The organism is Streptomyces sp. CB02056 (assembly GCF_001905545.1).
GTDB lineage: Bacteria > Actinomycetota > Actinomycetes > Streptomycetales > Streptomycetaceae > Kitasatospora.
On record NZ_LIPD01000010.1, the window covers coordinates 245956 to 266525 of the forward strand.

The following is a 20570-nucleotide window of genomic DNA, read 5'->3' on the forward strand; positions in this document are numbered from 1 at the left end:
AGGCCCCGTGTCCCAGCTCTCCCCGGCGCTCAAGCAGGCCACCCCGGTCGTCGCCGTACGCGGCGAAGGACTCCACCTCTACGACGCCGACGGCCGCCGCCACCTCGACTTCACCTCCGGCGTGGGGGTGACCAGCACCGGCCACTGTCACCCGAAGGTGGTCGAGGCCGTCCGGGAACAGGCCGGCCGGCTCATCCACGGGCAGTACACCACCGTGCTGCACGACCAGCTCCTCACGCTCACCGAGCGGCTCGGCGAGGTCCTGCCGTCCGGCCTGGACTCGCTGTTCTACGCCACCGCCGGCACCGAGGCGGTGGAGGCCGCGCTGCGGCTCGCCCGGCACGCCACCGGACGGCAGAACGTGATCGTCTTCGAGGGCGCGTTCCACGGCCGCACCATGGGCGCGGCCTCGCTCACCACGGCCGGCACCCGGTTCCGGGCCGGCATCGGCCCGCTGATGCCCGGGGTCGCGGTGGCGCCCTTCCCGGCCGCGTTCCGGCTCGGGCTGTCCGAGGACGAGGCGGTGGCGCACGCCCTGCGCGGACTGGACGAGGTGCTCGCCACCGTCTCCGCGCCCGCCGAGACGGCCGCGATGTTCGTCGAGCCGGTGCTCGGCGAGGGCGGCTACGTCCCGGCCCCGCCCGGCTTCCTGGCCGGGCTGCGCGAGCGGGCCGACCGGCACGGGATCCTGCTGGTGGTGGACGAGGTGCAGACCGGCTTCGGCCGCACCGGCCGGTTCTGGGCCCACCAGTACGAAGAAGGGGTGCGCCCCGACGTCCTGATCACCGCCAAGGGCCTGGCCAGCGGCTTCCCGCTGTCCGCGATCGCCGCGCCCGCCGAGCTGATGGGCCGCGCCTGGCCCGGCTCGCAGGGCGGCACCTACGGGGGCAACCCGGTGGCCTGCGCCGCCGCGCTGGCGACCCTGGACGTGCTGCGCGAGGAGCGGCTGGTCGAGAACGCGGCCGAGCAGGGCGCCCGGCTGCTGGCCGGGCTGCGGGCGGTCGCCGCCGAGGCGCCCGGGATCGCCGACGTCCGCGGGCTCGGGCTGATGGCCGCCAGCGAGTTCTGCCGCCCGGACGGCACCCCGGACCCGGAGGCGGCCCGGCGCGCCCAGCAGGCCGCGGCCGAGCACGGCCTGTTGCTGTTGCTGTGCGGGATCCACCTCAACACGGTCCGGATGATCCCCGCGCTGGTGGTCACGGCCGAACAGATCGACGAGGGCCTGGAACTGTGGGCGAAGGCCGTCGCGGCCGGCGGCCGGTAGGGAGGAGAGGACATGGACGCGGTGACCGAAATCGGCTGGAGCAGCCTGGAGTTGGACGCCCGGCGGGAGCTCTGGTCGCTCCCGCTGGAGGAACGGGAGCGGCGGCTGCTCTGGGCCGACGCGCGGGCCGGGCAGTGGGGCGCGGGTGAGCAGGTGCGGACCAGGCTGCGGGAGTTCGTCCGGAACGCCGCCGACTCGGTGGGCATCACCCATGTGAGCGGCCTGGTGGACGCGACCCGCCCGGAACAGGAGATCACCGAGGTGCTCTCCTTCCTGCTGGGCGACTTCGGCCGGATCGTCCCGCAGAACGGGCGCGGCGACCTCACCTCGGTGCTGCACGACCAGGACGGCGACGGAAACACCGAGCTCGGCTTCCACTGCGACACCTGCGACCTGCTGGTCCTGCTCTGCCTGCGGCCCGCCTTCGACGGCGGCGGGCTGACCAAGCTGGCGAGCGCCCGGCACGTGCACGACCTGATCGAGCGGGAGCGGCCGGACGCGCTGGCCACGCTCCGCGAGGAGTGGACCTTCGAGCGCAGCGGCCGGGCCGGTCCGCAGGTGGTGGTCACCCCGATCCTGTACGACCGGAAGGACGGGACGATCGGGTGCTACTACCAGACCCGCACCGTCCGCTCCTCTCCCGACCGCGGTGGACCGGAATTGACGGACCGTCAGTGGGAGGCGCTCGGCGTGCTGGACGAGGTGCTCTACCGGCCGGAGATCGCCTTCGGGCTGCCGATGGCCGCCGGTGACCTGCTGATCATCCGCAACAGCCGTGTGCTGCACGGGCGTTCGCCGTTCATCGACGAGCCGGGCCCGTACGCCCGGCGGATGCTGCGGGTCTGGGTGAACGAGGGGGAGGAGTGGACGCCGTGACCGCTGGAGCCGAGAGCACGGGAGCCGTGACCGCCGGAGCCGGCACCGGAGGCGCGCCCGCACCGCACGGGCGGGTGGCGATCGTCACCGGCGGGGGCAGCGGCCTCGGCCGGGCCTCGGCACTGGCCCTGCTGGCGGCCGGCTGGACCGTGGCCGTCGCCGGGCGGCGCAAGGACGCGCTGGAGGAGACCGCCGCCCTGGCCGGGCCCGGGGCCGCCCGGGTGCTGCCCGTCCCGACGGACATCCGCAGCCCGGAGGAGGTCGCCCGGCTCTTCGACACCGTCCTCGACCGCTACGGCCGGGTGGACCTGCTGTTCAACAACGCGGGCGCCGCCGCCCCGCGCCGGCCGATCACCGAGACCCCGTTCGAGGACTGGAACCGGGTGCTGGACACCATCGTCACCGGCGGCTTCCTCTGCGCCCGCGAGGCCTTCCGGGTGATGAGCACCCAGACCCCGCAGGGCGGGCGGATCATCAACAACGGCGCGCCCTCGGCCTACGTGCCGCGCCCCAACTCCATCGCGTACACCGCCGCCAAGCACGCCGTGCTCGGCCTCACCAAGGTGCTCGCCCTGGACGGCCGGGCGTACGGCATCTCCTGCGGGCAGATCGACGTCGGCAACGTCACCCCGGTGGACGGCGGCCCGCAGCCGGCCGCGATGCAGGCCGACCGGACCATGGCCGTCGAGGCGACCATCCCGGTGGACCGCTTCACCGAGGCCCTGGTGCTGATGGCCTCGCAGCCGCCGGACACCACCATCCAGTCCCTGGTCGTGCTGCCGACCACCATGCCGTTCGTCGGAAGGGGCTGAGCCGTGCTGGTCAGCGCACGCTCCTTCGCGGAGTACCGGGCGATGTTCGCGCTCACCGAACGCGACCTGGCGCAGCGCGTCCTGGACTGCCCGGCCGGCGCCGCGAGCTTCGTGGCGGAGGCCGGGCGGCGCGGCATCGACGCCGTCGCCGTCGACCGCCAGTACGCCGAGCACCGCGAGGAGCTGGGCCTGCTGGTGGAGCGGGAGACCGGGTTCAAGCGCGAGCGGCTGGTGAAGGAGACGGCCGACCACGTGTGGTCCTGGTACACCGACGCGGACGACATGATCCGCCAGTGGACCGCCAACGCCCGGGACTTCCGCGCCGACATCGCCGCCCGCCCGGACCGCTACGTGGCCGGCTCGCTGCCCGAACTCCCCTTCGCCGACGACTCCTTCGACCTGGTGCTCAGCTCGCACCTGCTGTTCTCGTACGGCAACCGGCTGGACGGGGACTTCCACCGGGCGGCCCTGCTGGAGCTCGCCCGGGTGGCACGGCGCGAGGTGCGGGTGTTCCCGCTGATGGTGTACGACACGCGGGAGCGCTACCCCGGGCTGGAGCCGCTGCGCGAGGAACTGGCGGACCTCGGCGTCCCCAGCCGGGTGGAGCGGGTGGCCTACGAGTTCCGGCCGGGGGAGAACGAGATGCTGGTGCTCGCCACGGCGGGCTACCGGACGCCGGCCCGGACCGCGGCGGGCGCCGCCGTGGCCGAGGACCCGGTGCGGTGGCGGCACCGGGAGGCCGGGGACTGACCGCTGCCGGTCGCCCGCTCGCGCCCCGGGCCGGAGCCGTACGAGCTCAGGCCCGGGGCGGGCCCGGTCGGGTCGGTCCGCGGGTCGGTCGGTGGGTCGGTCGGCGGCCCGCGGAAATCCGTACCGGTTCGTTGTCGTCCGTTTCCGGTGGGTGCCGCGTCCTGGTGGTATGAACCACTGTCCAGTCCGACCCGAACCCGACCTGCGCCCCGGCCCCCAGGAAGCCGCGCCGGAACGAGGGACCCCGCCTCCGCGCCGGGCCGATCCGGTGCTGGCCGCGGTCGCGGTGGCGGCGGTGGCGTCCGCGCTCCTGCTCCGGGGCCTGCTGCTGCAGTACGAGTCGTCGGACTGGTACTACTTCCTCGGCCCCTGGTACCGGTACATCGCGGCGCACGGCGGATTCCAGGCCCTCGGCGACACCGGCTTCTCGGACTACAACGTCCCCTACCTGTACCTGATGGCCGCGCTCGGCCGACTGCCGGTGCCCGCGCTGGCGGCGGTCAAGTGCCTGTCGGTCCTCTTCGACCTGGCGCTGGCCTACTACACCCACCGCATCGTCGCGCTGCGGTGGCCGCACCGGCCCTGGCGGCCGTTCGCGGCGGCGGTGACCGTGCTGTTCCTGCCCACGGTCGTGACCAACAGCGGGTGGTGGGCCCAAGCCGACGCGATCTTCACCGCCTTCCTGCTCGGCGGCGTCCACCACCTCCTGCGCGGCCGGCCCTGGTGGACCTGCGCCTTCTTCGGGATCGCCCTGGCCTTCAAGCTCCAGGCGGTCTTCCTCTTCCCCCTGCTGCTCGTCGTGGTCCTGGCCCGGCGGATGCCGTGGCGGTGCCTGCTGGCCGTCCCGGCCGCCTACCTGGCGCTCGACGTCCCCGCCGTGCTGCTCGGCGCCGACCCCTGGCAGCTGCTGACGGTGTACGCCCGGCAGACCGGGACCTACCGGGACCTCACCCTCAACGCGCCGTCGGTCTACCAGTTCGTCTCGGTGCCGTCCGGCGAGGACGACCCGGTGCGCCGGGCGGGCGTGCTGGTCGCGGGCCTGCTGGTGCTGGCGCTGATCGCCCTGGCGGTCCGGGCCCTGCGAAGCACCGGAGGCGCGGCCGGAGAGCCCCTTGCCGACAGGTCCACGGCCGGGAGCGGCGGGGCGGGGCTCACCGGGACGGGGATCCTGCTGCTGGCCACCGTCTCCGCGATCGCGGTGCCGTTCCTGCTGCCGTCCATGCACGAGCGCTACTTCTACGTCGCGGACGTCCTCAGCGTGATCGTCGCCTTCCACCTGCCCCGGCAGCTCTGGTACCTGCCGGTGCTGGTCCAGCTCGCGTCCTTCGGCAGCTACCTCAAGTTCATCGCACCCGGCGTGGCGCCGTACCTGTCGATGCCGGCCCACGGCGCGCTGATGCTGCTGGCACTGGTCGCCGTACTCCGGTCCGCCGCCCGGGAGTTCGGCCTGCTCCGGATCTGACCGGAGCCGGGGTGGGCCCGGCGGGGCTGCCGCACCCACCCCGACTCCCTCGCGGGTGCGGTCAGTTGACGAAGACCGCCGGGCTTCCCGACTGGCTGGTGTCCGCGACCGGCCCGTACGTCGCGGAGAAGTAGCCGTCGGCCGGGCAGAGCGTCGAGCCGCCGCTCTTGGCGAAGTGCTCGGTGCGGAAGGCCAGGCTGTGCGCGGTGTTGTCGGCGCTGCCGGTGAACGCGCCGCTCAGCTGGTAGGAGCAGGTGATGGTGCCGAACCAGGTGTCCAGCACGGCGGTGGCCTGGATCGTCCCGGCGGACCCGCCGGTCAGGGTGACCGGCAGGCCGGGCGCGTCGGAGACGGTGACGCCGTACGGCAGGTTGCCGACCGTCAGGCTGCGCACCGAGGTGACCCCGGTGACGTTGGCGGTGCACGAGCCGAAGGTCAGCCCGGTCAGCGACGCGGTCGCGCTGCCCGGCGCCGCCGGGTTGCCCAGCACCGAGGCCGAGAGCTGGGAGGTGGCGCAGGTGACACCGGTGGTGCTGGTCGCGGTCGAGTAGAAGGTGGCCTTGGTGCCCGGGGCGAGCGGTGCGGCGAGCGCGTCGCCGACGGCGACGGCGGTGCCGCCCGCGCTCCCGGCGGTGAGCACCGGGCCGGCGGCGAGGGACTCGGGCGACGCGGAGGCGGGTACGGCGGCCAGCGTGAGCGCGGCGGTCGCGCAGACGGCGGCGGCGGTGGCGGGGAGGCGGCGGCTGAAGCGCATGGGAAAACCTCTTCCTCGGTGAGGGGCGAGAAGACGTCCTCTCGCGCGTTCCCGAGCGGTGGGGGCCGGGGAGCGCGCGGCGTTTCCGGGTCCACAGGGTCCAGCCGTGACCGCATGCCGTCAAGGCGATCGGACGAACTTGCTGACATTTCGTCAACAAGACCGTCCTTGTCAGCAAGACCGTCCGCGCCGACGACGCCACGACGCCACGACGGCGCGACGCTCGGGCTTCCGGCGCGGGTCTTCCCTCCACCCGCCGGGAACCGCCACTGTGGTGGACGCGGATCCCTCGGACGGGGTGGGTGGAGTGGGCGACCAGCACGAGACGCACAACAGGATCAGCCAGAGCACCATCCACGGCAACGTGTTCATGGGCGGCGTCCTCACGCTGATGGGCGGCCGCAGACCGCGCCTGCGGCTGCTGATCGCCGTGCTGAGCGTGCTGGCCCTGCTGGGGGCCGGCACGACGTACTGGGCGCTGACCGCGACGGAGGGCGGCAAGGGGCCGGAACTCGGAGCCCACTACGACCCCGAGCACGCCGACGCCGACTCGACCACGGTCGTCCCCCGGGTCGTCAAACCGACCGACCCGCCGGCCGTCACCGGCTGCGAAGCCGCCCGGACGTGGGCGCACGCGCAGGGCGGTACGGACGTGGGCGCGTCGCCGCTGTCGGTCTCGATGGTCGGCAACGGCCACACCGTGGCGATCGAACAGGTGCGGGCGACGATCGTGGGCGAGCCCCGCGACCCGCTGTCCGGCACGGTCGTGGACTGCGCCGGACAGGGGGAGGGCAAGAAGATCGACATGGGTGTCGACCTGGACTCCCCGAACCCGGTCGCGCTGATCGGGGCCGCCGGACCGGTGTCGTTCGCCCCCTACTTCACCGACAAGTACCTCTATCTGGAGGACCGGAAGCCCGAGATCGTCAGCCTCACCGTGCTCGCGACCCGGCACAGCTACGACTACGTGCTCACGGTCGAGGGCACCGTCGACGGCAAGCGCCGCACCTGGACGCTGAAGGACGGCGACCGCCCGTTCCACGTCTCCGGGGTGCGCAGGGAGTCCGGCACCGAGCTGTCGACCCACGGCAGGGGCTGGGAGACGAGCTACGGCACCGGCTCCGGCGAGCGCATCCGGTGCAACCCCTGCTACGACCAGGACCAGCAGGAGATCCCGGGCACCACGGTCGCCGTCGCTCCGGCCGGCTACAGCTTCCCCTCCGAACCGGGATACCAGCCGGGGGATCCGATCGCCCCGCCGAAGGACCGGCCGACCGCGCAGACGCCGCCGCTGACGGTGGACGGGCACGACGCGGAGTCCGTCGCGATCGCCTGGGCCGTCGCCTCGGGCACCTTCGACACCTCCCGCGGCGACACCGGGCCGGCGGCCGTCCTGAGCCGGTCGCGCCGGTACCTGACCTCCGAACTGGCCGCCGCCGGCGGCGGGTTGACCGCCTGCGAGGAGAACGGGTCGGCCTGGCCCGCCGACCTGACCGCACGCCGGGGCTGGTCGCTGGTCAGATGGGTGGTCGCGGGGCCCGCGGCGGGCCGCTTCGATCCGCGCGACCTCACCGGCGAGGTGGTCGAGCTGGAGGTCTCCGCCTACTGCACCTACGCCGCCGAGGAGGGCTGGTTCCGAACGCCCAGGCAGTCGTACACCCCGCGACTGACGCTCCGACGCGGGCCCGACGGCGGCTACCTGATCTCCGACATCGGCAAGGTGACCTACGACATCCCGGCGCTCACCGACCCGGCCCCGCAGCCCTGAACGGCCCGCCCCGAGCGCCGCGCCCCGAGGGCCTGTCTTCGAACTCGCGTCTGCGAGAATCCCGGCATGGCTGAGCACGAGAGCGACCACGGCTACCTCCTGGACAACCGCCAGTCGGAGGCGGGCATCCGCTTCGGCGCCCTCGCCGAACTCTTCGACCCGGTGACCTTCCGGCACGTCGACGCCCTCGGGATCGGCCCCGGCATGCGCTGCTGGGAGGTCGGCGCGGGCGGCCCCTCGGTGCCGCTCGGGCTCGCCGAACGCGTCGGCCCGACCGGCGCGGTGGTCGCCACCGACATCGACGTCTCCTGGACCGCCCCCGCCGCCGGCGGCGTGATCGAGGTGCTGCGCCACGACGTGGCCGCCGACCCGCCGCCGCCCGGCGGCTTCGACCTGGTGCACGCCCGGCTGGTCCTGGTGCACGTCGCCGACCGCGCCGAGGCCCTGCGCAGGATGGTGCGGGCGCTGCGCCCCGGCGGCCGGCTGCTCCTGGAGGACGCCGACCCGGCCCTGCAACCGTTGCTCTGCCCCGACGAGTCAGGCCCCGACGAGCGCCTCGCCAACCGGCTGCGAACGGGCTTCCGCACCCTGATGGCGGGCCGCGGCGCCGACCTCGCGTACGGGCGGACGCTGCCCAGGGCGCTGCGCGAGGCGGGCCTGGTCGACGTCCAGGCCGACGCGTACTTCCCGATCACCTCGCCGGCCTGCGCGGTCCTGGAGGACGCGACCGTCCGGCAGATCCGCAGACTGCTGGTACGGGAAGGCCTCGCGACGGACGAGGAGATCGACCGCCACCTGGCCAACGTCGCGACCGGCCGGCTCGACCTGGCCACCGCCCCGATGATCTCGGCGTGGGCGCGCCGCCCGTGACGTCCCCCGGGCCGCCGCCCGCAGGCCTGGACGGGGCCGGGGCCGGCGTGCTGCTCGCCGCGGTGCGCGCCTCCGCCGGGCGGGTGCTCGCCACCGTCGGCACGCTGACCGACCGGCAGGCCCGTGAGCCCTCCACACTGCCCGGCTGGAGCCGCGCCCACGTCCTCACCCACCTCGCCCGCAGCGCCGACGCGTACCGGTGGCTGCTGACCGTGGCCCGCACCGGCACCGAGCCGGGTCCGCGCGCCGGGGCCGCCGCGCCGGACCGCGCCCCGCGCGAGGGCGCCGGGCGCGGTGCGGCGGAGCCGGCCGCCGACCTGCGGAACAGCCTGGACGGGATGTTCGCGGCGGCCGCCGCGATGCCCGCCGAACGGTGGTCCACGCCGGTCACCGCCCTCGCCGGCTGGCGGCACCCGGCGTGGTTCACCCTGCACCGGGCGTGGCGGGAGCTCGAAACCCACCACGTCGACCTGGACCTCGGCCACTCGACCGCCGACTGGCCCACCGGGTACGTCGCCTGGGCGCTCGACGGGACGGCGGCCGCCCTGGCCGCGCGCGGATTCCCCGTCGCCCGGCTGACGGCCACCGACCTCGGCCGCGACTGGGCCCTGGCGCCGTCCGGCCCCACCGTCAGCGGCCCCGGCCACGCCCTGCTCGCCTGGCTGTCGGGGCGCGGGTCGGCGGAGCGCCTGCGGGCGGAGGGCCTGCGGGCGGACGGGCCGCTGCCCGGGCCGCCGGGGTGGCCGTTGCCGCCGGTGCCCGGTTGGGGCTGAGGCGGCGGGTCCGGCGTCCGGTCGCCGGAATGCGGCAACATCTGCTCCTGTAGCGGCGGTTCGGCCTCGTTCACCTCCGCGTCGGCGGGGTTTCCCGAGGGGCGGGTCCACTGGAACGGCGGCTCCGGCGGGTTCCGGCGGCGCGATGCCGCCGTCCGCCGTCCGCCACCCGCAGGGGAGGTGGCGGGCGGCGGCCGCCCGGCGCAGACTCACCAGGCATGACACCCGCCCTCCCGACCACGGACCGAACCCCGACCACGGACCGAACCCCCAGCACGGACCGACGCCCGCACCTGCTCGTCGTGAGCGGCCCGCCCGGAGCGGGCAAGACCACGCTGGCGCACGCCCTGGCCGACGCGCTCGGCCGCCCGGCGGTCTGCCGGGACTCGATCAAGGAGCGGATGGCCGCCGCCCGGCAGGCCCAGGCCCAGGCCGAGGACCTGGACCCGGACGTGGACCAGGACCTGAACCAGCGGACGCTGACCGAGTTCTTCCGCACCGTCGACGGACTCCTGCGCGCGGGAACGGACCTGGTGGCGGAAGCGGCCTTCCAGGACCGGCTGTGGCGGCCCGGTCTGCTGCCGCTCGTCGGCCGCGCCGAGCTGCGCATCGTACGCTGCACCGTCGACCCCGGGACCGCCCGCGAGCGCATCGCCCGCAGGGCCGCCGAGGAACCCGGTCGCGCCGTCCACGCGGACGGTGAGCTGCTGCGCCGCATCGCGCGCGGCGAGCGGCCGATCGAGTCCTGGGTGCCGATCGCGCTCGACGCCCCCTGCCTGGCCGTGGACACCACCCGGGGCTGGAACCCGCCGCTGGAGCGGATCACGGCCTTCGCCGCCGGTGCCGCCGGTGTCACCGAGGAGCCGTCCGGGCGGGTGGGGAACCACGTGCCGCGGGGTCGGAAGAGCTGACAGGACCGCGCGGTGCCGCGATCACGTCCCGACGCGTCCGGGACCTGTGCCGGCCCCTCCTGCGGCGCCACGCCCTAACCTCGACGGTATGGACGCGTTCGAACACCCGGGCGGGCAGGCCGCCGTTCCCCCGGGAGTGGAGCTGGAAGGCCTGGTACGGCTGCTGGACCGGCGCGGCGCGGTGGTGCTCAGCGGGGCCGGCCTGTCCACCGAGTCCGGTATCCCCGACTACCGCGGCGCCACCGGCCGCCGCCGCAGCGGCACCCCGATGACGTACCAGGAGTTCACCGGCAGCGCGGAGGCCCGGCGCCGCTACTGGGCCCGCAGCCACACCGGCTGGCCCGCGATCGCCGGGGCCCGGCCCAACGCCGGGCACCACGCGGTGGAACGGCTGCGCCGGGCCGGGCACGTCGCGGCGGTCATCACCCAGAACGTGGACGGCCTCCACCACGCGGCCGGCACCCGGGAGGCCGTCGAGCTGCACGGCGGACTCCGCCGGGTGGTCTGCCTCGACTGCCGCCGCACCAGCACCCGGGCCGAGCTGGACGGACGGCTGGAGGAGCTCAACCCGGGCTTCCGGTCGGCCCGGGCGGAGCTGCGGCCCGACGGCGACGCGCGGCTGCCGCAGTCCGCGGTGGACGGCTTCCGGGTCGCCGCCTGCACGGCGTGCGGCGGCGTGCTCAAGCCCGACGTGGTCTTCTTCGGTGAGAACGTCCCACCGCCCCGGGTCGAGCACTGCTACGAACTGGTCGACGCGGCGGGCTCGTTGGTGGTCCTCGGATCCTCCCTGGCGGTCCTGTCCGGGCTGCGCTTCGTCCGCCGCGCCGCCCGGGCCCGGCTGCCGGTCGCGATCGTCAACCAGGGGCCGACACGCGGGGACGAACTCGCCGGGCTCCGCCTCGACCTGCCACTGGGGGCGGCCATGACGGAGGTCGCCCGGCTGCTCGACGCGGCCTGACCGGGTCGGCCGGCGTTCCGGCCAGCCCGATCGGTGCCCCGGTCAGCCGGCGGGCAGGGCCGGTCGGCCCGGTACCCACAGCGGCACCCGGCCGGCGCGCGGCATGGAACGTGCCGCGTCCTGTTCCAGCTGGCCGGCCACCCGCTCCGGATCGCCCTCGCACAGCTCCACCAGCGCGGCCGCGGCGATCCGGGTGCAGCACAGCACCAGCGCCAGGGTGTCCTGGCGGCAGTGCCGCTCCCGCACGTACGCCTCGGCGCGCTCCTCGATCCGGCGGGCGTGATCCGGCCCGTCCTCGGCGGTCAGCGCCTGGACCCCGTGCCACACCAGGGTCAGCGCACAGGGCTCGGCCGGGTGCGAGGCGCCCTCCCGACGCGCCTGCTCCCGGGCCTCCGCCGAGCGCTGCCCGAGCCACTCCAGGGCCGCCGGACCGTCCTCCCGGCAGGAGCGCAGCACCAGCTCCGCGGCCCGGGCGACGACGGCCCGCAGCACCTCCGGCGCGGGCGCCCGCAACCCGGACGCGGGCCCGTCCCCGAACGCCAGCCAGGCATCGGCGAACGAGGCCGCCCGCAACCCGCCCACCCAGGCCGGCGCCCCGCCCTCCGTACTCAGCCAGTCCTGCGCCCCCAGTCGCACCAGCCCCACGGCCGCCAGGCGCACCGCGTCCCCGTCCAGCTCCCGCAACCATCCATTCCGCACCAGCACACACCCCCGTCAGCGGTTCATCCCCGTGAGGCTCATCCCACCACACCGGGACGGGAACGAACTAGACAGGGGCACGTCACAATCCGGAAGCAGGCCTTCCGGGTGGTTCTCCCGCGGGGACAGCCGCGCCGCGGGGGCGGGTGGCGGGATCGTCCGGTCGCGCTGCGGTCGGATCGGCGGCGCGGCGCGGCATGGCGCGGCGGGGGCGGCGGGATCCGGCCAGGGTTCGGCCGGGTGTGCGGGCCGCCGCATGGGGTGGCCGGGTTTCGGTGTGACGGCCGTGGCGTGTTCGGTCGTTCGGGGTGTGGGCGTCGGGTGAGTTGGGCAGGGACGCGTCAGGACCCGGGCGGCTGTGCGGACGCCCGGTGCGTCAGGGCTGGGCCGGTCACGGCCCGCCGTCAGTGTGCCGTGAGCCTGTCGACCGGGCCGCGGGCGCCCTTCACCGATCCCGCCGGGTCGATCACCGGTAGCGGACCCCACGGATGGTGCGGGTGGCGTCCGGCGCGAGGGTGATCCGTTCGGGCCGGTCGACGCCCGCGGCCCGGACGGTGGGCGGGTGCGGCGCGGCGTGCTCGGCGAACGCGACCGGCTGGTCCGTGACTTGGGCGCCGGTGCGGTGGCCCGGGGCCTCGCGGGTGGTGCGTGCGGCCGTGCGGTCTCGATGGGCGCCGGACTCCAGCGTGCGGCCGGGAGCGCCGGCGCCGGGGAAGCAGGGGAGCGATGGGTGGGCCGGTTGCGACTGAAGGGACGGACCGAAGATGGATGTGACGACGCGGACGGCGGTCGCGGCGGACCGCGCAGCGGAGGGGGAGGCGCGACACCGGACCTCGGCGGGGGTGTTCTGGCGCTACTGGACCGGATCGCTGGTCAGCCGGCTCGGGAACCAGGTGTCCGTCGTGGCCCTGCCGCTGATCGCCGTGCTCACCCTGCACGCGACGGCCTGGCAGGTCGGCCTGGTCACCGGCGCCGGGTACCTGGCCTGGCTGCTGGTCGGACTGCCGGCCGGGGTCCTGGTCCACCGGCTCCCGCTGCGCGGCACCCAGGTGGCGATGGACCTGTTGCGCGGGGCGGCGGTGGCCTCGGTGCCGGTGGCGGCGGCCCTGGGCGTACTGGGCCTGCCGCAGCTGGTGGTGGTCGCGCTGCTGGTCGGGCTGGCGGGTGTGGTCTTCGACGTCGGCAACTCCACCTTCCTGCCCTCGATCGTCGCCAAGGAGGAGCTGACCGTCCGCAACAGCCTGCTCTCCGGCAGCAGCGCCGCGACCGAACTGGCCGGCCCCTCGCTGGGCGGGGTGCTGGTCCAACTCGTCGGCGGCGCGGCCGCGATGGTGCTGGACGCCGTCAGCTACCTGGTCTCGGCGGCGCTGCTGCGCAGTCTGCCGCGCGCGGAGCGGCCCGCCCGGCGGCCGGGCGGCGCGGGGATGGGGAAGCAGATCCGCGAGGGCTGGCACTTCGTCACCCGGCATCCGGTGATCGGGCCGTGTGCCGCCTACGCCACCGCGGTCAACTTCGTCTCCGGTGGGCTGATGACGCTCACTCCGGTGTTCCTGGTGGACGCCCTCGACGCCCCGGCCGCGGCCGTCGGCGCGCTGATGGCCACCGGCGGCCTGGGCAGCCTGGTCGGCGCCGTCCTGACGCCCCGGGTGGTCTCCCGGATCGGCAGCGGCGGGGCCCTGCGGTGGTCGGCACGGATCGCCGCGCTCGTCACCTTCCTGCTCCCGGCGGCCGGTTCGGGGTGGGCGGTGCTGCTCTTCGCCCTCGGCAACGCGGGCTTCGCGGCGGGCGTCGTGGTCACCACCATCGTCGCCCGCACCCACCGGCAGACCCACACTCCGCCGGAGCTGCTCCCGAGGGTGATGGCCACCGTCCGGTTCGTCTCCTGGGGCTCCATCCCGGTCGGCGCGCTGTTGGCCGGTGCCGCCTCCACGGCCTGGGGGCCGCGTACGGCGCTGCTCCTGCTGGCGGTGTGCAGCCTGGCCGGCCCGGTGATCCTGACGGCCGGTTCGCTCCGCCGTCGGCGCGACCTCGCCTGACCTCGGCCCTCGGGCTTCCCGGCGGGTCCGCCGAGCCATCGCGAGATGTCCTGACGCAGCGTCACCACCCGGTTTTTGCAGGGGTGTTGATTCGAGTGTCGAAGGCCCTCGCGCGGCACAGCCGGGGGAGTGGAACGGCGGGGGCCGTGTACGGATAGCCTGGGCCGCCATGATGCGTGTGTGGATGCTGCCGTTGTTGTTGGTGCTCTGCGGTGCGGCCGTCGCGGGCGGACTCGTGTTGAGCGGGAGCCGCGGAGCGGCCGTCGTGTACCTGCTGGGGTTCGCGGGGCTCGCGGCCGTGAGCTCGACCCTGGTCTTCCCGAAGTCGCTCGGCGCGGCGGAGGCGCAGCGCCGCAGCGCGGCCGACGGCCGGCCGGTGGTGTACTGGCGGCCGGGCTGCAGGTACTGCCTGCGGCTGCGGATCCGGCTGGGCCGGGCGGCCCGGCGGGTGCACTGGGTGAACATCTGGAGCGACCCGGAGGCGGCCGCGGTGGTGCGCGCGGCCAACGACGGCAACGAGACCGTGCCGACCGTCGTCGTGACCGGCCGGCCGCACACCAACCCCGACCCCGCATGGGTGCGCGGACAGCTGTCCGACGCCACCGCGAAGCGCTGACCGCCCGTCGGCGCGGCCGTACCGACGGCGGTGGCAGGGGATTTGAGTACGGCTCAGCGCCGGCGTGACCGGAGCCGTGCGGCCAGGGGCGTTGCAGTTCGGTGACACGGAAGGCTCCATTCCGTCGACTGTTCGCACTACCTTCGAACTGCACGCGAAGCCGCCCTCCGGTCCCCGCAGGAGAGGGCGCCGCGCGCTCCTCACCCGCACTTCGCTCAGGAGAACCGCATGCCCTTCTCGACGATCCGCCGCGCGACCACTGCCCGTACGCTGGCCGGAACCGTCCTGACCGCGGCCCTGCTGGTGCCCGCCGCGACGGCCTGCTCCTCCACGTCGGGCGCGACCGGCGCGGCCGCGCCGACCACCGCGGCGGCCGCCGCCACCGCGCCGCCCGCCGCGCCCGCCACCGAGCCTCCGGCCACGGCCTCCGCCGCGCCCACCCCGACCGGCACGCGCGGCGCCACCCCTCCGGCCGCCGCGCCCAGCGGGCACGCCGCGACCACGTCGGCCACCCCGCCCAAGGGGGGCCAGGGCGTCCGTACCGAGACCCTGGTGGACGGCAGCAAGGCCGAGATCCACGACCTCGGCAACCAGCACTACACCGCCAAGATCGTCAACGCCGGTCAGGTCCTCGCCACCATGGAGACGAAGGAGCACGACGACGGGCTCGACGCCAACGGCATGTTCGTCATGCTCTCGCTGGACGGCCGGATCCGCTCCTGGATGGGCGGCAGCCACCAGGGGCCGGGCACCTTCAAGCTGGCGGGCGGCTGGACGGCCAAGGTCACGAAGGTCGGCGAACTCCGGTACCGCGCGGAGATCCTCGGCAACGAGAACGCGGTGTACGGCACGCTGGAGGCGAACCAGCACGATGTCGGGGTCGACGCCAACGGCGTCTCCATCGTGCTCAGCGCCGGCGGCGAGATCAGCGCCCACGAGTGAGCGCGCCGGCACCCGGACACGCCGGACGGCGGAGCCACCGACCCGATCGGTGACACCGCCCTCCGGACCTGGTCCAAGTCCCTTGGTGGCCAATGACGTTGAAAAGCAGGGTCGCTAGCGGACCTCGGCCACCAGGGCCCCGTACTTCGCCTTGATGTCCGCCTCGGCGGACTGCCACTGCGGGGTGTCGACCACGACGCCGGTGCCGTCGATGGCGAGCGTCAGCCCGTCGATCACCACGCCCCTGGCCCGCCACTCCTCGGTGTCCGCGCGGATCCGGTTCAGGACGGTCATGAGCTGCTCGCGGGAGCCCGCGGCGTCGGCGAACCGCACCTTCACCGTGGGCCAGTCGGCCGCCCTCGCGGTCACGGCGGCGTCCAGGCCGCTGCCGGGGACCCGCATCACGTAGAGCGTGTCCGTGTTCCTGTCGCGGCACGTGCCGAAGTAGTGGTCCGGGTAGTCGGTCATCGCCAGCGTCTCGATGGACTCACCCGCCCGGGTCACGCGGGCCTCCGCCGGGTCTTCCGACGACAGCGACGACGGCGAGCCCGAGCCCGAGGCCGAGCCCGAGGCCGAGTCCGTGGGCAGGGGCGACGGCGAGCCGGACGACGACGGGAGGCCGGAGAACGGCGTGCCTGTCGACGGGACGTCCGAGGACGAGTGTCCCGGCGGAAGGGTGGCAGGCGACAACAGGCCCAACCAAGGGGAGCCCGGCGGCGGCGTCCACGACGACGAGTAGCCCGACGAGGTGATCGCCGACGGCGTCTCCCAGGGCTGCTGGCTGGAGTGCTGGTGCCAGCCCGGTGTCCGCATCGACGTGGGCCCGTTCACACAGTTCAGCATCACGGCGGTGCGCCCCGGCGCCGTCGCCCCCGCCGTCGGAGTCAGCACGCTGAGGCCCGTCCCGGCCGCCCCCGTACGGTCGCTCCCGGGGCCGCCGCCACCGAGCTGCGTCAGCGCTCCCGCTCCGAGGACCAGCACCGCGGCCGCCGTCACCCCCCGTACGGCGGCCTGCCGCCGGGCGCGCCGACGCCCGGCCCGGTGCAGTTCGGCCAGCGGCGGGGTGCCGGCGATCCCTGCCGCGTGTGTTCCGAGCCGGGTGACCAGCTCCTCCTCGAACCTGTCCTCAGCGCTCACGGCCTACCAGCTCCCTCACGTTTTCCATGTCCTGTCGAAGCGCCTTGATCCCGCGCGCCAGGTGCGTCTTCGCCGTGGGCACCGAGCACCCCAGCTCCTCCGCCACCTGCGCGACCGGCAGGTCCAGGTAGTAGCGCAGCACCACGGCGGCCCGCTGCCGCTTGGGCAGTCCGGCCAGTGCCGCCGCCAGCTGGTCGTCCCGTTCGCCCTCCGGCGCCGCCGGTCCGTCCGGCAGCGCGGAGGTGAGCACTTCGCGTCTGGTCCGCCGCCAGCGCGAGACGTGGGTGCGGACCATCGTCCTGCGGACGTACCCCTCGGTCGCGGCCGTGTCCCGGATCGTCGAACGCTTCGGGTACACCTGCGCGAGGGCGTCGTGCAGCAGGTCCCGGGCGTCGTGGACGTCACCCGTGATCAGGTACGCCCCCCGCAGCAGGGCCTGGTACCGGGCTACGACGAACTCGTCGAACGGGTCGGATCCGGAGCCCCCCGGGAGGATCGATTCGCGCTTCATGCCTTCAGGACGCCCCAGCCACGGAAAACGGATGACAACCAGCCAGTATTCACGTCCGCGGGGGCGCCGCCCCGCGCCGGGGGAGGGGCACCGGACCCGACGGTCCGCGAGGCGCCGTTCCGTTTTGGTCGCACATCTTGTGCGATGTCATGATCCGGCTCACACTTCCGATTTGCGAACACGTGTGCACTTCTGCGCGCGGCACGCGATCGGGCGGCGTCGCCCCCACGAGCCTCGACGGCGCCGGACCCCTCCGATCCGCACGCGCCAACCGGGGCGGGTCGCCGCGCCCTCGGACCGCGGCCCGCCCCTCGTCGTCCGTACCTTCCCCCCACGCGAAGGAGCTTCGGATGAAGCACCCGCGCACCCCTGCCCGCTGGCGGCGGCCGTTCGCCGTCGCCGCCGCGGCCGCCCTCGTCCTGACCGGCGCGGCCTGGAACGCCGCCCCGGCCGCCGGCGCCGCCCCGTACGCCCTGACCGTCGACGGCGGCGGACCGCGCCTGCTGCAGGTGAGCGCCGACCCGTTCACCGACACCGGGACCGGAAGCCAGCACGCCACCGAGGTGGAGCCCGACACCTTCGCCTACGGCGGCACGATCGTCTCCTCGTCCCAGGTCGGGCGGTTCCCCGCCGGCGGTTCGGCCGCCCTCAGCTGGAACACCTCGCGGGACGGCGGCGCCACCTGGCGGCACGGCATCCTGCCCGGCATCACCACCCACCAGGGCGGCGGCAACTGGGCCCGGGCCTCCGACCCCTCGATCGCCTACGACGCCAGGCACGGCACCTGGATGATCGCCGGCCTGGTCATCGACGCGGCGATCAACCCCGTCGGGGTGACCGTCAGCCGCTCGGCCGACGGCCTGCGCTGGCAGGACCCGGTGCGGGCGGTCGGCTTCGACGGCCAGGGCTACGACAAGGAGTGGATCGTCTGCGACAACACCCCGTCCAGCCCGTACTTCGGCACCTGCTACATCGAGGTCGACATCCCCTCCTCCGACAACCTGGTGGTGATGTCCGCCTCCCGGGACGGCGGCGCCACCTGGTCCGCCCCGTCGGGCCCGTCCGGCGTCAACCTGGGCCTCGGCGGCCAGCCGCTGGTGCAGCCCGACGGCCGGGTCGTGGTCCCCTTCTCGACCGACACCACCTCGATCCGCTCCTTCAACTCCACCGACGGGGGCCGGTCCTGGGGCTCCACCGTCCTGGTCGCCGACGTCGTGGCGCACGGCGTCGCGGGCGGCCTGCGCGACGGCGAGGGCCTGCCCTCGGCCGAGATCGACGGCGCCGGCCGGGTCTACGTCGCCTGGCAGGACTGCCGGTTCCGGGCCGGCTGCCCGGGCAACGACATCGTCTACGCGACCTCGACCGACGGGACCACCTGGTCCGCCGTGACCCGGGTGCCGATCGACGCCACCACCAGCGGCGCCGACCACTTCCTCCCCGGCCTCGGCGTCGATCGCGCCACCTCCGGGCGCAGCGCCAAGCTCGGGCTGTACTACTACTTCTATCCGAACGCCGACTGCACCGACGCCACCTGCGAGTTGGAGGTCGGCTTCATCTCCTCCGCCAACGGCGGCGCCACCTGGAGCGCGCCGCGGACCGTCGCCGGCCCGATGCCGCTGTCCCGGATCGCCGCCACCGGAGGCGGCGCCATGGTCGGCGACTACCTCTCCACCTCCGTGCTCGACGGCAAGGCGGTGGCGATCTTCGCGGTCGGCAGGGCCCCGGCCGACGGCCAGGCCTACGACGAGGCCATGTACGCCGTCGAGGGCGGCCTGCCCGTCCGCGGCGGCAGCACCCCGTCCAGCACCGGTCCGGTCGCCTTCACCGCGCCCGCCCGGGAGCGGCAGCTGCCGCCGCCGGTCCGTCACTGACCCGCCACTGATTCACCGCTGATCCACCGCTGACCCGCCCGGGCCCGTCCTCCCGCCCCACCGGGAGGGCGGGCCCGGCCGCGTCCCGAACCGGGTCGGCGCGGCAGCACGGCAGTACGGCGACACGGCAGCGTGGCGGATTCGACGGAATCCGGCGTGCCGCCCCAGGAGAGCACCAACCAGCTCGCCACGGGCGACTTCCCGGCCGTCATCGGCGACTGCCACGCCGTCCGCGACCTCCAGACCCACACGAGCATCGCCCCGCTGCCGGCCGAGGGAGTTCCCGCAACTGCCGGAGCTGGTCGCCCGGCACTACGCCGGCATCGTCGTAGAGGACGGCCTCCTCCTCGACGTGGGCTGCTCGACCGGTACCCTGATCCGCACCCTGGCGGAGCGTCGCCAGGGCAGCAGGGCCGGGTCCGGCCAGGCCATGACGGCCCAGAAGTACACCTGCTTCGAGGGCTTCCTGGCCGTCAAATGACAAACAGAGGAAGGTTTCTGGTGAGGCTTCCCGCCACTGGACAACTGATCGACCAGGACGTCACGGACGGGCTCGCCGAACTCGCGGGCTCGCTCGGCTACACCCCGCCCGTGGTGCTCAGCAGCGGCGTGGAGTTCCTCGTCTACCGGGCGAGCCCGCTGAGCGGCGCGGCGCACGAGGACGTGGTGCTGCGCGTGCCGCGCGCCCGTACGTTCCACACCGCGAACAACGTCGGCGTCGGCGCGGACGGCCTGCTGGAGCAGGAACTCCGGATCACCCAGTGGCTGGCCCCGGACGGCTTCCCGGTCGCCCGCGCCCTGGGCATCGAGTACACCCGGACGGGCACGCCGGTGCTGCTCTCGGCCTTCGTGGACTCCGACGCCCAGGCACCGGACTGGTCCGAGGTCGGGGCGCTGTTCGCGGCGCTGCACGCCAAGCCGGCCCCGGACCTCGCGCCCGTCGTCCAGTACGGCCGGCCCGTCCCCGACCTGCTGGCGCAGCGGCTGCCCGACCGGTTCGGCAGGCTGCTGGACCTCCGCCCGGGCCTGGGCGAACTGCCCGAGCGCGCGGCGATCGCGGCCCGGCTCGCCGAGACGTCGGCCGAGCCGGCGCTGCTCCACCTGGACCTGCGCCGGCAGAACCTGCTGTGCGGCCAGGGGCGGGTGGCCGCGCTGATCGACTGGTCCAACGTGCTGATCGGCGACCCCGCGATGGAACTGGCGCGGATGTCCGAGTACGCGCTCATCCCGGAGAACGGCCTGGACGAGCGGGCGATCCGCCAGGGCTACGAGGCCGCGGGCGGGAAGTCCTCCGTCACCCCCGTGGCCGACCTCCTCTACCGGCTGGACGCGGCGGTGATGCTGGCCCTGGTCTTCACCTCGGTGGCGCCGGACCCGCGGCTCGGGCCGGCGCAGACGGCACGGGTGGTCGAACTGCTGCGGGAGCTCGCCGACGTGTGGTGACGGGGCCGGGGTGAGTCCCTCACCCCCTGGCCACCGGACGACGGAAGGGACCGAGGCCCTCTGCGGGGCTCCGGTCCCTTCCGTCGTCCCACTCTGGTGTTTCGGCGCCGCGCCGGT

At 74.8% G+C, this 20570-nt stretch carries 20 protein-coding genes; 16 read left to right on the top strand and 4 right to left on the bottom strand.

Features of this window, described 5'->3' with window-relative positions:
• The first annotated feature begins 7 nt into the window (after window positions 1-7).
• The 5 genes from AMK13_RS28040 (at window position 8) to AMK13_RS28060 (ending at window position 5164) form a co-directional block, all read left to right on the top strand.
• Window positions 8-1264, top strand: coding sequence for an aspartate aminotransferase family protein (locus AMK13_RS28040; RefSeq protein ID WP_074004675.1), 1257 nt, complete (start codon window positions 8-10; stop codon window positions 1262-1264).
• Window positions 1265-1276: 12 nt separating this feature from the next.
• Window positions 1277-2140 carry a TauD/TfdA family dioxygenase gene (locus AMK13_RS28045; protein ID WP_049659062.1) on the top strand — a complete coding sequence of 288 codons (864 nt, stop codon included), beginning with the start codon at window positions 1277-1279 and terminating at the stop codon, window positions 2138-2140.
• Entirely contained in the window at window positions 2137-2952 is an 816-nt protein-coding gene (locus tag AMK13_RS28050) for an SDR family oxidoreductase (RefSeq protein ID WP_375875307.1), read from the top strand. The genes AMK13_RS28045 and AMK13_RS28050 overlap by 4 nt, the downstream gene beginning before the upstream one ends.
• Window positions 2953-2955: 3 nt before the next feature.
• A complete protein-coding gene (locus AMK13_RS28055; protein ID WP_074004583.1) occupies window positions 2956-3702 on the top strand; it encodes a class I SAM-dependent methyltransferase in 747 nt (248 codons plus the stop codon).
• A gap of 295 nt (window positions 3703-3997) precedes the next feature.
• Complete coding sequence (locus AMK13_RS28060; protein ID WP_158077749.1) at window positions 3998-5164, top strand: glycosyltransferase 87 family protein; 1167 nt, start codon at window positions 3998-4000, stop codon at window positions 5162-5164.
• Window positions 5165-5225: 61 nt separating this feature from the next.
• Here AMK13_RS28060 and AMK13_RS28065 read toward each other — a convergent pair whose 3' ends face one another.
• Entirely contained in the window at window positions 5226-5918 is a 693-nt protein-coding gene (locus tag AMK13_RS28065) for a hypothetical protein (protein ID WP_074004585.1), read from the bottom strand.
• Between the two features lie 307 nt (window positions 5919-6225).
• Here AMK13_RS28065 and AMK13_RS28070 point away from each other — a divergent pair, with 307 nt between their 5' ends.
• From AMK13_RS28070 to AMK13_RS28090, 5 genes are all read left to right on the top strand, one after another.
• Window positions 6226-7686, top strand: coding sequence for a hypothetical protein (locus AMK13_RS28070; RefSeq protein ID WP_074004586.1), 1461 nt, complete (start codon window positions 6226-6228; stop codon window positions 7684-7686).
• A gap of 66 nt (window positions 7687-7752) precedes the next feature.
• Window positions 7753-8556: a methyltransferase domain-containing protein gene (locus AMK13_RS28075; RefSeq protein ID WP_074004587.1), complete on the top strand. Its 804-nt coding sequence runs from the start codon at window positions 7753-7755 to the stop codon at window positions 8554-8556.
• Window positions 8538-9329: a maleylpyruvate isomerase family mycothiol-dependent enzyme gene (locus AMK13_RS28080; RefSeq protein WP_241853059.1), complete on the top strand. Its 792-nt coding sequence runs from the start codon at window positions 8538-8540 to the stop codon at window positions 9327-9329. Before AMK13_RS28075 ends, AMK13_RS28080 begins: the two co-directional genes overlap by 19 nt.
• Before the next feature lie 218 nt (window positions 9330-9547).
• Window positions 9548-10240: an AAA family ATPase gene (locus AMK13_RS28085; protein WP_074004588.1), complete on the top strand. Its 693-nt coding sequence runs from the start codon at window positions 9548-9550 to the stop codon at window positions 10238-10240.
• 88 nt (window positions 10241-10328) lie between these two features.
• Window positions 10329-11198, top strand: coding sequence for an NAD-dependent protein deacetylase (locus AMK13_RS28090; RefSeq protein ID WP_074004589.1), 870 nt, complete (start codon window positions 10329-10331; stop codon window positions 11196-11198).
• A gap of 42 nt (window positions 11199-11240) precedes the next feature.
• Here the strand turns inward: AMK13_RS28090 and AMK13_RS28095 are convergent, their stop codons facing one another.
• A complete protein-coding gene (locus AMK13_RS28095; protein ID WP_074004590.1) occupies window positions 11241-11882 on the bottom strand; it encodes a hypothetical protein in 642 nt (213 codons plus the stop codon).
• A 779-nt stretch (window positions 11883-12661) separates the two neighbouring features.
• Here AMK13_RS28095 and AMK13_RS28100 point away from each other — a divergent pair.
• The 3 genes from AMK13_RS28100 to AMK13_RS28110 all read left to right on the top strand — a co-directional run bounded on the left by AMK13_RS28100 (window position 12662) and on the right by AMK13_RS28110 (window position 15491).
• Window positions 12662-13933 (top strand): MFS transporter, encoded by a 1272-nt coding sequence (locus tag AMK13_RS28100; RefSeq protein ID WP_074004591.1) that lies wholly within the window; start codon window positions 12662-12664, stop codon window positions 13931-13933.
• Window positions 13934-14102: 169 nt separating this feature from the next.
• The gene (locus AMK13_RS28105; RefSeq protein ID WP_074004592.1) at window positions 14103-14549 is read left to right on the top strand and encodes a glutaredoxin domain-containing protein; all 447 of its coding nucleotides are present in this window, start codon (window positions 14103-14105) and stop codon (window positions 14547-14549) included.
• Between the two features lie 228 nt (window positions 14550-14777).
• Window positions 14778-15491, top strand: coding sequence for a hypothetical protein (locus AMK13_RS28110; protein ID WP_074004593.1), 714 nt, complete (start codon window positions 14778-14780; stop codon window positions 15489-15491).
• Window positions 15492-15605: 114 nt separating this feature from the next.
• Here AMK13_RS28110 and AMK13_RS43045 read toward each other — a convergent pair whose 3' ends face one another.
• Both AMK13_RS43045 and AMK13_RS28125 read right to left on the bottom strand, forming a co-directional pair.
• Window positions 15606-16628 carry a hypothetical protein gene (locus AMK13_RS43045; RefSeq protein ID WP_143204648.1) on the bottom strand — a complete coding sequence of 341 codons (1023 nt, stop codon included), beginning with the start codon at window positions 16626-16628 and terminating at the stop codon, window positions 15606-15608.
• The gene (locus tag AMK13_RS28125) at window positions 16618-17139 is read right to left on the bottom strand and encodes a SigE family RNA polymerase sigma factor (protein ID WP_053112272.1); all 522 of its coding nucleotides are present in this window, start codon (window positions 17137-17139) and stop codon (window positions 16618-16620) included. The genes AMK13_RS43045 and AMK13_RS28125 overlap by 11 nt, the downstream gene beginning before the upstream one ends.
• A 350-nt stretch (window positions 17140-17489) precedes the next feature.
• Here AMK13_RS28125 and AMK13_RS28130 point away from each other — a divergent pair, with 350 nt between their 5' ends.
• The 3 genes from AMK13_RS28130 to AMK13_RS28135 all read left to right on the top strand — a co-directional run bounded on the left by AMK13_RS28130 (window position 17490) and on the right by AMK13_RS28135 (window position 20453).
• Window positions 17490-19010, top strand: coding sequence for a sialidase family protein (locus AMK13_RS28130; protein WP_079272534.1), 1521 nt, complete (start codon window positions 17490-17492; stop codon window positions 19008-19010).
• Window positions 19011-19362: 352 nt separating this feature from the next.
• Window positions 19363-19491, top strand: a complete 129-nt coding sequence (locus tag AMK13_RS46065; RefSeq protein WP_255357452.1) for a hypothetical protein — start codon at window positions 19363-19365, stop codon at window positions 19489-19491.
• Window positions 19492-19511: 20 nt separating this feature from the next.
• Window positions 19512-20453, top strand: coding sequence for a phosphotransferase family protein (locus AMK13_RS28135; protein WP_074004597.1), 942 nt, complete (start codon window positions 19512-19514; stop codon window positions 20451-20453).
• The last annotated feature ends 117 nt before the right edge of the window (window positions 20454-20570 follow it).

Bases quoted from the DNA above. Each gene is read 5' to 3' on its own strand.
- AMK13_RS28130 (WP_079272534.1), top strand. From the start codon at position 17,490: ATGAAGCACCCGCGCACCCCTGCCCGCTGGCGGCGGCCGTTCGCCGTC.
- AMK13_RS28125 (WP_053112272.1), bottom strand. From the start codon at position 17,139: ATGAAGCGCGAATCGATCCTCCCGGGGGGCTCCGGATCCGACCCGTTC.
- AMK13_RS28105 (WP_074004592.1), top strand. From the start codon at position 14,103: ATGATGCGTGTGTGGATGCTGCCGTTGTTGTTGGTGCTCTGCGGTGCG.
- AMK13_RS28075 (WP_074004587.1), top strand. From the start codon at position 7,753: ATGGCTGAGCACGAGAGCGACCACGGCTACCTCCTGGACAACCGCCAG.
- AMK13_RS28090 (WP_074004589.1), top strand. From the start codon at position 10,329: ATGGACGCGTTCGAACACCCGGGCGGGCAGGCCGCCGTTCCCCCGGGA.
- AMK13_RS28065 (WP_074004585.1), bottom strand. From the start codon at position 5,918: ATGCGCTTCAGCCGCCGCCTCCCCGCCACCGCCGCCGCCGTCTGCGCG.
- AMK13_RS28100 (WP_074004591.1), top strand. From the start codon at position 12,662: ATGGATGTGACGACGCGGACGGCGGTCGCGGCGGACCGCGCAGCGGAG.
- AMK13_RS28085 (WP_074004588.1), top strand. From the start codon at position 9,548: ATGACACCCGCCCTCCCGACCACGGACCGAACCCCGACCACGGACCGA.
- AMK13_RS28110 (WP_074004593.1), top strand. From the start codon at position 14,778: ATGCCCTTCTCGACGATCCGCCGCGCGACCACTGCCCGTACGCTGGCC.
- AMK13_RS28045 (WP_049659062.1), top strand. From the start codon at position 1,277: ATGGACGCGGTGACCGAAATCGGCTGGAGCAGCCTGGAGTTGGACGCC.